The sequence below is a fragment of the Enterobacter cloacae complex sp. IR5384 genome (genome assembly GCF_049237265.1).
GTDB lineage: Bacteria > Pseudomonadota > Gammaproteobacteria > Enterobacterales > Enterobacteriaceae > Enterobacter > Enterobacter cloacae.
Window position 1 is genome coordinate 73,459 of the sequence record NZ_JBMKHJ010000021.1, and the last position, 9,594, is coordinate 83,052.

The window sequence follows — 9,594 nt, forward strand, 5'->3', positions numbered from 1 at the left end:
TTAACGGCTCAGACGACGCATGCGCTCAGACGGGGTAATGATGTCGGTGATACGCACGCCGTATTTATCGGCCACGACCACCACTTCACCCTGAGCAATCAGATACCCGTTGATCAGGATATCCAGCGGCTCACCGGCCAGACCGTCGAGGGCCACGACGGAACCCTGCGTCAGACGCAGCAGCTCTTTAATGGTCATGCGGGTGCGGCCCAGCTCAACGGTCAGCTTAACCGGGATATCCATAATCAGGTCGATGTCCTGCAGTGTACCGCTGACATCACCGCCGCCTAACTGCTGGAAGACGGCATCCGCTGCACTTTTGGCCGGGGTCGCTTTTTGCTCGTTTAACGCGTCAGCCCACAGATCGTCCAGTGCTCCGCTGTTTTCATCGGACGGATTGTTCATGTCACTCATTTGGGCTGTTCCTCATTCAGCGAATTCAAAATCGGGTTGATCAAGTGCTCAACGCGTAACGCATACTGGCCGTTAATTGTGCCGTACTGACTTGTCAGCACGGGGACACCATCCACATGGGCAATAATGCGGTCGGGTTTTTCTATCGGCAAAACGTCACCGGGTTGTAATTTCAGGATCTGGGATAACCGCAGCGGAATATCGGCAAAGCTCGCCACCAGCTCAAGCTGTGAGTGCTGGACCTGGCGCACCAGGTTTTCACGCCAGTTCTGATCTTCATGACGTGAGTTCTCCAGCGGCGGGTTGACCAGCAGCTCGCGCAGCGGTTCGATCATGCTGAACGGCAGGCAAATGTTGAACTCGCCGGTCAGGTTACCGATCTCCACGTGGAATGGCGTGTTGACGACGATGTCGTTCGGAGAGGTGGTGATGTTGGTAAATTTCACCTGCATCTCAGAACGCACATACTCCACTTCCAGCGGGTTAATGGCCTTCCACGCGTCGCTGTATGACTCCAGCGCCAGCTTCAGCATGCGGTTAATGACGCGCTGTTCGGTGTGGGTGAATTCACGACCTTCTACTTTGGTCGGGAAGCGCCCGTCGCCGCCGAACAGGTTATCCACCGCAATAAACACCAGGCTTGGGGAAAACACCACCAGACCTGTGCCGCGCAGCGGTTTCAGATGGATCAGGTTAAGGTTGGTTGGCACCGGCAGGTTGCGGGCAAACTCATGATACGGCTGAATGCGGATCGCACCGACCGTAATATCCGGGCTACGACGCAGCAGGTTAAACAGCCCCATACGGAACTGACGTGCAAAACGTTCGTTAATGATCTCCAGCGCCTGCAGACGTTCACGTACCACGCGACGCTGGGTATTCGGGTCATAGGGACGAATATCGCTATCGCCGCCAATGCCCGGTTGCGGATCATCACTCTTATCGCTGTCGCCGTTGAGCAGCGCATCGATTTCTGCCTGAGAAAGAATACTGTCGCCCATGTCGTTACCGCAGAATAAAGGCTGTATACAGAACGTCAGTGACTTCCTGCTTAGGTTGGCCGTTCACCAGCGGGGTCGCCAGCGTTTGCTTAATAGCGTCGACCAGCTTTTGCTTACCTTCATCGGTGGCAAGCGTTGAAGCGTCCTGACGAGAGAACAGCAGCAGCAGACGGCTGCGCACTTCCGGAAGGTAATCGTTCAGTCGGGAACGGGTGGCTTCATCTTTCAGGCGCAGCGTGATGCCGACATACAGCACACGATCCGCATCACCGAGGTTGACGGTGAAGGTATCCAGCGGGAAGAACACCGGTGCCGGCGGAGGTGGCAGTTCGGCTTTGGCCGCAGCAGTAGAAGGTTTCTGCTGCATGCGCCAGTAACTATAGCCCGCGGTAGCGCAGGCGGCGAGCGTGATTAACACCAGCAGCGGGATCCAGATGGAACGCTTACTTTTTTTGGTGATCGCGGAGTCAGTCATCTGATACGAGCTTCCTGTTTCGGTACAGCTTAATATGGTGATTATCCCGTGTCCGGCTGACGTCAAAGCGTGGAAAAGACGGGGATAATCACGCTACCTCTGGCGTTTAGGCGAAGATGTCTACGGCGCGGTTGCCGCTCGCAGCGGATTGCAGGGCTGCCGGGGTCGGCAGCAACTCATCGCTCTCTTCAGTAAATCCGCCATGTTGGCCGGAACGCGACGCCTGCTGTTGCTGCTGGGATGAAGACTGCTGCTGCCCGGCAAAGCTCTCGCTGCTGACGCTACTCTGCGTAAGCTGAATGCCGTTTTCCGCCAGTGACGTACGCAGTACCGGCAGGGCGGCTTCCAGTGCAGCACGCACGTGGCCGTGCGCAGAGACCATCTGCAGCTGTGCCTGGTCATTATCCAGCTTCAGCGAAATGTGCACCTGGCCCAGATCTTCCGGGTTCAGGCGCAACTCTGCGGTTTGCTGTCCTTGCTTCGCAAACAGCGTGATGTGCTGGCTCAGGTTCTGTTGCCATTCGTGGGTACCGAGCGGCTGACTCAACACCGGTGCGGTGGCAACGGTTGCGGCAGGCTGCGCGGTGGCGTGGCTGGAGACAATCGGCGCCAGGGTGGCGGTTGGTGTTGAAGACGAAGACGCGCTGGCAAGATCCTGTTTCTCGGCCGCGACGGCGAGCGCTGGCGTCGCCGGTGCGTTGGCCGGCAGGGACGGATCAACGTTTTGCGCCTGCCCGGCGAAAGACGGCTGCGCGTTATCCTTGCCCGTCAGGGCGCTGCCCAGTGCGTGTGCAGACGTGCCGTTTTGCGTAAGCGTCGTGGCGGTCAGGGCTGACGTTGCTTTGAGTCCCTCACTGCCCGCGCCTTTCGCCGTGATCGGCGTGGAGGTCTGCTGGTGCGGCAGCATGGCCATCAGCGCGCTTAAGCCCGCCAGCTCTTCTTCGCTCAGTTCGGTTTTGCTGTTATCGGCACTATTCGCCGTGGTCAACGTCTTCAGGGCATCGCCCTTAGCGGCAGGCATCAGCCCGGAGACCAGCGTTTGTAGCGGCGTCGTCTGCGCCGTTTCATCGCCAGCCTGCGTGGATTGACGCGCGAGCAGATCGGCAATTTTCGCCTGCAGGGTGGACTCTCCCCCGGCGTCCTTCGCGACCTTTGACAGCTTGCTGCCAGCCGCCTTCAGGTCGGCCAGCGTCAGCGGCGCATCTTTGCCCTGACCGCTGGCGTCCGTTAACGCGCCCGCCAGCAGAGAAAGAAAGTCTTGCGCACCGTCGGTGCCTTTCCCCGTTTGCATGCCGCCTGACAGGTCGCTGTCGGTCATCAGCAGTTGTTGCAGTGTGATCATTCCGGTTTCCTCATTGATGCGCGCTGGGCAAACTCATCCATTTTTTTCTGATCCTGGCGGTTTTCCGCCAGCGTCGCCGCGGCAATCTGCCGGTCCTGTAAGGTCTGCCAGGCCTGCAGTCGCTGCTTCTTCTCGCGCCAGAAATTCAGCGCGGTGTCGACTTTTTGGGTCCATTGCTGAAGCTGCTGGCGATGCTGTTCTATCGCTTTTTCCAGCGTCTGAATAAACTGCTGATAGTTAATCCAGCGCTGGCTTCCAATGCCCTGTGTCATATCGGTATTGAGGTTGGTGCGATACTCATGCTGATAGTCGATTAACATCTTCAACTGCTCTTCAGCCTGCTGGCACCCGCGTCGCATTGCGCCAAGCTGCAATGCGGCATCATCAACTTCTTTTTCAGCCAGATCTTTCAGCGTTGATAACGCGCTGTTTTGCGCCATGATCGTCGCCCTCCACCTGTGTTACACCTGCGGGAAAATCAGCTCCAGAGCCTGAATCGAATCTTCCCAGTCGGCACGTTCAAATATGCCTTGTTGCAAAAATGCCTCCAGCTGCGGCCACAGGCTAATCGCTTTGTCGAGCATGGGATCGCTACCTTTGGCATACGCTCCCACGCTCACCAGGTCGCGGTTGCGCTGGAAGCTGGAGAGCAGTTGTTTGAAGTTACGCACGCGGGCGTAGTGCTTCTCGGTAATCAGTGCCGTCATTGCGCGGCTGATGGATGCTTCAATATCAATGGCCGGATAGTGTCCGGCTTCGGCCAGGCGACGCGATAACACAATATGACCGTCGAGGATCGCACGCGCAGAGTCGGCAATCGGGTCCTGCTGGTCGTCGCCTTCGGTCAGCACCGTATAAAACGCGGTAATGGAGCCACCGCCGCTAATGCCGTTCCCTGCGCGTTCAACCAGCGCCGGGAGTTTGGCAAAGACCGACGGCGGATAGCCTTTGGTGGCCGGTGGCTCACCGATGGCCAGCGCGATTTCACGCTGCGCCATCGCGTAACGGGTTAGAGAGTCCATGATCAGCAGCACGTGCTGGCCGCGGTCACGGAAATCTTCGGCGATGCGGGTGGCATACGCGGCACCCTGCATACGCAGCAACGGAGAGACATCCGCCGGGGCGGCGATGACCACCGAACGGGCGCGGCCTTCCGCGCCCAGAATGTTTTCAATGAAGTCTTTAACTTCGCGGCCACGTTCACCGATTAGCCCCACGACGATCACATCGGCCTGGGTGTAACGGGCCATCATGCCGAGCAGGACCGATTTACCCACCCCTGAACCGGCGAACAGCCCCATACGCTGGCCGCGACCGACGGTCAGCAGGGCGTTGATCGGGCGCACACCGGTATCAAGAACATGTTCGATCGGGGTACGCTGCAGGGGGTTAAACGGTTGGGTGATCAGCGCGCCGGTTTCGGTGGTGTCCGGGGCGGGCAGGCCGTCGAGCGGTTTACCGCTGCCGTCCAGCACGCGGCCCAGCAGGGCAGGGCCGAGCGGGAGCTGCTTACCGCTTTGCAGACCATCGCCGATGATGTTTTTCGCATAGACGCGCGCGCCGGGCAGAATGCCTTCCACCTCTTCAAGCGGCATCAGGAAAAGACGCTGGCCGTTAAAGCCCACCACTTCGCTTTCCACTTCTCGCGTTTCCTGCCCATCCTGACGCTCGATCACGCAGGTGGCCCCCAAAGGCAACTGCAGGCCGGTGGCTTCCAGCACCAGACCGGTGGCGCGGGTCAGGCGCCCATAACGACGAACAGATGGCAGTTGCGCCATCTTCGTTTCAAAGTTATCGAGCGTGTTGAGCCAGCGAGTGAGGCGTGCGGTCATCAGACGACTCCCGGAGCCGCCAGGCGGCACAGTTCCTGCCAGCGGGTGGCGACGCTGGCATCCAGATCGCCTTCATCGGCGGAGACTTTGCATCCGCCGTGATGTAACGACGGGTCACCGCGCAGACGCCAGCCGTGCAGGCTCAGCGTGGCACCGAGACTCTCTTCCACGCGCTGGAGATCGTCCGGATGAACGCGCAGTTGCGGTTTCCCGCTGAACAACGGCTCTTGCTGCAGCAGGCCCTGAATTTGTTTGATCAGCGCTGAATTATCGACCGCCGGGGTCTGGCCAATTACCTGACGGGCCGCTTCCAGCGCCATCTGCATCAACCGGGAAGCAATCACGCTGTCCAGCGCATCCAGGGTGTGCTGGAACTCGCTGACCAGCTGCTGCATACGGGCATGGAGAGGCGCCTGCTGCTGGCGCGCCTGCTCAATACCCTGTTCTAACCCTTTCGCCAGACCTTCCTGATAACCCTGGTCATGGCCTTTCTGTCGGCCTTCATTCAGACCCGCATTAAAACCCTGCTCATGCGCCTGCATTTGTAACTGCGCCAGCATCTGCGTGCGCTGTTCTTCTTCGCTCAGTTCAGGCGCCTCGACGTCGGTGTCGCCCTCCTCGGGCGACGCTACGACAGCCGGGGTGAATTCAGAGAGGGCAGGGGCCAGATCGTCAGGCGTCCAGCGCTTCCACGGTAGCTCATTAGACATAGGTGTCGTCTCCGCTGCCAATTACCATCTCGCCGGTTTCTGCCAGACGACGAACGATGAGCAGGATCGCTTTCTGTTCGTTTTCCACCTGAGACAGACGCACCGGGCCACGGTTGGCAAGGTCGTCGCGCAGGATATCTGCCGCACGCTGGGACATGTTGCGCAGGAACTTCTCGCGCAGCGGCTGTTCGGCACCTTTGAGGGCGATAAGCAGCGACTCGGAGTCCACTTCCTGGAGCAGGCGCTGGATGCTGCGGTCGTCCACTTCGACCAGGTTTTCGAACAGGAACATCTCGTCGATAATTTTCTGCGCCAGCTCGCCGTCGAATTCGCGAACCGCCGTAATAACGGCTTCTTCCTGCTGCGTTTTCATCAGGTTGATGATTTCCGCCGCCGTTCTCACGCCGCCCATTTTGCTGCGCTTGAGGTTCTGGCCGTCGAGCAGGTTGTTCAGCACTTCGGTCAGCTCCGCCAGCGCCGCTGGCTGGACACCGCCGAAGGTGGCGATACGCAGCATCACATCGTGACGCAGGCGCTCTTCGAACAGCGCCAGAATATCGGCCGCCTGACCACGTTTGAGGTGAACCAGGATGGTGGCGATAATCTGCGGGTGCTCGTCGCGAATAAGGTCTGCGGCACTCTGCGGCTCCATAAAGTTGAGCGTTTCGATCCCGCTGGCGGTATCGCGCGTTTCGAGAATGTCCTCCAGCAGGCTGGCGGCACGCTCTTCGCCCAGCGCCTTGACCAGCACGGAGCGCAGATAGTCGTTGGCGTTGACGTTGAGCGCTGCAAACTGTTCGGCTTCTTGCTCAAACTCCGACAACACTTCGGTCAGCTGTTTGTTGGAGATCTGACGCACGTTGGCCATGGCCGCACTCAGAATTTGTACTTCTCGCTGGGAGAGGTGTTTAAACACCTCTGCCGCACGATCTTCGCCAATGGTCATCAGCAGGATGACGCTTTTATCGGTGCCCGTAAGCGTATTACTCATGTTCGTTACCCATCCACTGGCGGATGACCAGCGCCACGACGCGCGGATCGTTATCTGACATTTCGCGAATGCGCTGGCTCATGACCTCAGCACCCATGCGCTGGTTAGCACGACGCTGCTGCATCTGTTCGTCTTTGCTGAGGCGGACTTCAACCGCTTCTTCCATTTCCTGACGCGCGTTCATCTGTTCGCGAGCCGCTTTCTCGGCTTCTGCACGACGCTGCAACTGAGGACGAACGCCCTTACGCCACAGCAGCCAGGCGACAATCAGCACCAGCAGCCAGCGTCCTGCAGACATCAGCTGATCGATAAACGCCTGCTGTTGCCAGAACGGCAGCTCACCGCCGGTCTCATCTACCGGGTTAAACGGTGAATTCACCACGTTGAGGCTATCGCCACGCTTCTCGGAGTAACCCATCGCTTCACGGGTCAGGTCTTCGATCTGCTTCATCTGCTCTGCCGTCAGCGGCAGCGGTTTGCCATTCGGCAGCGTTTTGTAGTTCACCACGACGGCCACCGACAGACGCTGAATATCACCCACGTTCAGTTTTGTGTGGCGGATAGTCCGATCCACTTCATAGTTGGTGGTTTCGTTACGGCTGCTGGTACGTGGACCGGCATTGCTGGCCGTCGAGGTTGTGGTCTGCTGATTTTGCTGACCGTTCTGCTGATTAGCCGGCGGCGTGGAAATAGGGGCCGCGTTAGCCGGGGCAGGCTGGTTAGAGAGTGCGCCCGGCACGCCGCCTGGGTATGCACCGCCAACCTGTTCGTTTTCGTTAACCTGGCGAGAGCGCATCACTGCCTGAGCCGGATCGCCGTTCGGGCGGTACTGCTCTTCGGTCTGTTCTTTATTAGAGAAGTCGATCTGCGCGGTAACCTGGGCATGGACGTTGCTGTTACCCACAACCGGGCCGAGGATCGCTTCGATGCGGCGCTGGAGGCGCGCTTCCACATCGGCGGCATATTTCAGCTGCGCGTCATTCAGATCGCGCCCGGCGGTATTGCTTTGGGTCAGCAGGTGACCACTCTGGTCAACCAGCGTGACGTTACCCGGCGGTAAACCGGCGACGGCGCTGGAAACTAAATGTGTAACCGCGCTGATTTGCCCTTCATCCAGCGCCCGGCCGGGTTCAAGGTTGACTGTGACGGAAGCCGACGGGGATTTCTGTTCGCGGACAAACAGGGACGGTTTAGGCATGGCAAGGTGCACGCGGGCGCTCTTCACCGGGCCTAATGTTTCAATCGTGCGGGCCAGCTCACCTTCCAGCGCACGCTGGTAGTTCACCTGCTCGCTGAACTGGCTGATACCGAACTTTTCCTGATCCAGCAGTTCAAAACCCACCGCGCCGCCCTTCGGCAGGCCCTGCTGCGCCAGACGTAGACGGAGTTCATGGACTTTATCTGCCGGTACCTCAAGCGCACCCCCGTTATCGGCGAAGCGATAAGGGATGTTCATTTGAGTCAGTTGGGTGACGATGGCGCCGCCATCCTGATCGGAAAGGTTGCTGTAAAGCGTGCGGTAATCAGGACTTTTCGCCCACAACACCATCGCTACAAGGATCGCAATTGCGGCAGCGCCTGCCACGATCAACGGGATTTTAGGATTCGCGCGAAGGCGGTTCATCCACTCGAGTGATTTATTCTGCGGCGCTGTCGATGCTGCTGCACTCATTGCGCACCTCTTAAATCCTGGTGGTTTACGTTATTCGTGTAGAGAAACAAAACTGACTCCCGGGTCGGCAAACACGACAAAAGTTCCATATTGATGGCCCAGCCATTATTTGATGATTCGTGATTTTCTATGGGCCAAATAACCTGGTTTTTTATCGCTATTTACCGCCATTATCTTATTGACAAGCTGTTAGTCTTGACCGCGTAAAAAACCATCCAGGGGAGAGTCATGGCTATACAGGGTATTGAAGGGGTTATCAGTCAGCTGCAGGCAACCGCGATGACGGCCCGTAATCAGAATGTGGCAGAACAGCAGCCGACCATCAGCTTTGCCGGGCAACTGCATGCTGCGCTCGACCGTATCAGCGATACCCAGACCGCCGCGCGTACCCAGGCCGAGAAGTTCACCCTCGGTGAACCTGGCGTGGCGCTGAACGATGTGATGACCGATTTGCAAAAAGCCTCGGTCTCTCTGCAGATGGGGATCCAGGTGCGTAATAAGCTGGTGTCTGCGTATCAGGAAGTGATGGGGATGCAGGTCTAAGACCTGGACGATCTTCGCTGGCAGCCTTAGCGCTTTAATGCCACAATATTTTTTTCTTCGAATGCAGGAAAGATGATGAAAAAAATAGCAATTGCTGGCGCGCTGCTGGCACTCACCGGGTGCGTACAGGTAGATAGCTACAAGGATGTGATTAAACATCCTGTTCCGGCACATCTGGCGGGATACTGGCAGTCAAAAGGGCCGCAGAGCAAAATGGTCAGCCCGGAGGCGATTGCCACGCTGGTGGTGACGGAGGAGGGCGATACGCTGGACTGCCGTCAATGGCAGCGCGTAATTGCCGTGCCGGGTAAAATCATGCTGCGTTCAGACAGCTATTACAACGTAACCAGCAAGCTGGATATCTACCCGCTGGAGCGCGATGGCTCGGTGCTGGAGTATGATGGCATGGAGCTGCAGAAGGTCGATCGCCCAACGGTTGAATGTGCCGATTACCTGAGCAAAAATCCGCTGGAAAGTAAGCTACCGTAGCCGTTTTTGGTGTTTGCACCCTCTCCCTGTGGGTGTACAGTCCGGGGACATGGTTGACAGGTGTTCGGGGACATGGTGAACACTTTTTAACATCCTTTACCCATGGTGATCGACTTTTTCTTCAG

General features: G+C 58.1%; 11 protein-coding genes. 2 read left to right on the plus strand and 9 right to left on the minus strand.

Annotated elements, in window-relative coordinates; translation table 11 throughout:
- The 9 genes from fliN to fliF form a co-directional block, all read right to left on the minus strand.
- A complete protein-coding gene (fliN, locus tag ACOTX3_RS16835; RefSeq protein WP_008500318.1) occupies positions 1-414 on the minus strand; it encodes a flagellar motor switch protein FliN in 414 nt (137 codons plus the stop codon).
- A complete protein-coding gene (gene fliM / locus ACOTX3_RS16840) occupies positions 411-1,415 on the minus strand; it encodes a flagellar motor switch protein FliM (protein ID WP_013097736.1) in 1,005 nt (334 codons plus the stop codon). The genes fliN and fliM overlap by 4 nt, the downstream gene beginning before the upstream one ends.
- Positions 1,416-1,419: 4 nt before the next feature.
- Positions 1,420-1,890: a flagellar basal body-associated protein FliL gene (fliL, locus tag ACOTX3_RS16845; protein WP_014832480.1), complete on the minus strand. Its 471-nt coding sequence runs from the start codon at positions 1,888-1,890 to the stop codon at positions 1,420-1,422.
- A 106-nt stretch (positions 1,891-1,996) separates the two neighbouring features.
- Positions 1,997-3,232 (minus strand): flagellar hook length control protein FliK, encoded by a 1,236-nt coding sequence (gene fliK / locus ACOTX3_RS16850; protein WP_058679632.1) that lies wholly within the window; start codon positions 3,230-3,232, stop codon positions 1,997-1,999.
- Positions 3,229-3,672 carry a flagellar export protein FliJ gene (gene fliJ / locus ACOTX3_RS16855; protein WP_013097733.1) on the minus strand — a complete coding sequence of 148 codons (444 nt, stop codon included), beginning with the start codon at positions 3,670-3,672 and terminating at the stop codon, positions 3,229-3,231. The genes fliK and fliJ overlap by 4 nt, the downstream gene beginning before the upstream one ends.
- 21 nt (positions 3,673-3,693) lie before the next feature.
- Entirely contained in the window at positions 3,694-5,064 is a 1,371-nt protein-coding gene (gene fliI / locus ACOTX3_RS16860; protein ID WP_013097732.1) for a flagellar protein export ATPase FliI, read from the minus strand.
- Positions 5,064-5,774, minus strand: coding sequence for a flagellar assembly protein FliH (gene fliH, locus ACOTX3_RS16865; RefSeq protein WP_013097731.1), 711 nt, complete (start codon positions 5,772-5,774; stop codon positions 5,064-5,066). The genes fliI and fliH overlap by 1 nt, the downstream gene beginning before the upstream one ends.
- Entirely contained in the window at positions 5,767-6,765 is a 999-nt protein-coding gene (gene fliG / locus ACOTX3_RS16870; protein ID WP_008500327.1) for a flagellar motor switch protein FliG, read from the minus strand. The genes fliH and fliG overlap by 8 nt, the downstream gene beginning before the upstream one ends.
- Positions 6,758-8,437 (minus strand): flagellar basal-body MS-ring/collar protein FliF, encoded by a 1,680-nt coding sequence (gene fliF / locus ACOTX3_RS16875; RefSeq protein WP_058679631.1) that lies wholly within the window; start codon positions 8,435-8,437, stop codon positions 6,758-6,760. The genes fliG and fliF overlap by 8 nt, the downstream gene beginning before the upstream one ends.
- A 228-nt stretch (positions 8,438-8,665) precedes the next feature.
- Between fliF and fliE the strand changes: the two genes are divergently transcribed.
- Positions 8,666-8,980, plus strand: a complete 315-nt coding sequence (gene fliE / locus ACOTX3_RS16880; RefSeq protein WP_013097729.1) for a flagellar hook-basal body complex protein FliE — start codon at positions 8,666-8,668, stop codon at positions 8,978-8,980.
- 75 nt (positions 8,981-9,055) lie between these two features.
- Complete coding sequence (gene yedD, locus ACOTX3_RS16885) at positions 9,056-9,469, plus strand: lipoprotein YedD (protein ID WP_013096004.1); 414 nt, start codon at positions 9,056-9,058, stop codon at positions 9,467-9,469.
- Positions 9,470-9,594: the final 125 nt, after the last annotated feature.

Bases quoted from the DNA above. Each gene is read 5' to 3' on its own strand.
- fliE (WP_013097729.1), top strand. From the start codon at position 8,666: ATGGCTATACAGGGTATTGAAGGGGTTATCAGTCAGCTGCAGGCAACC.
- yedD (WP_013096004.1), top strand. From the start codon at position 9,056: ATGAAAAAAATAGCAATTGCTGGCGCGCTGCTGGCACTCACCGGGTGC.
- fliJ (WP_013097733.1), bottom strand. From the start codon at position 3,672: ATGGCGCAAAACAGCGCGTTATCAACGCTGAAAGATCTGGCTGAAAAA.
- fliH (WP_013097731.1), bottom strand. From the start codon at position 5,774: ATGTCTAATGAGCTACCGTGGAAGCGCTGGACGCCTGACGATCTGGCC.
- fliG (WP_008500327.1), bottom strand. From the start codon at position 6,765: ATGAGTAATACGCTTACGGGCACCGATAAAAGCGTCATCCTGCTGATG.
- fliK (WP_058679632.1), bottom strand. From the start codon at position 3,232: ATGATCACACTGCAACAACTGCTGATGACCGACAGCGACCTGTCAGGC.
- fliL (WP_014832480.1), bottom strand. From the start codon at position 1,890: ATGACTGACTCCGCGATCACCAAAAAAAGTAAGCGTTCCATCTGGATC.
- fliN (WP_008500318.1), bottom strand. From the start codon at position 414: ATGAGTGACATGAACAATCCGTCCGATGAAAACAGCGGAGCACTGGAC.
- fliM (WP_013097736.1), bottom strand. From the start codon at position 1,415: ATGGGCGACAGTATTCTTTCTCAGGCAGAAATCGATGCGCTGCTCAAC.
- fliF (WP_058679631.1), bottom strand. From the start codon at position 8,437: ATGAGTGCAGCAGCATCGACAGCGCCGCAGAATAAATCACTCGAGTGG.
- fliI (WP_013097732.1), bottom strand. From the start codon at position 5,064: ATGACCGCACGCCTCACTCGCTGGCTCAACACGCTCGATAACTTTGAA.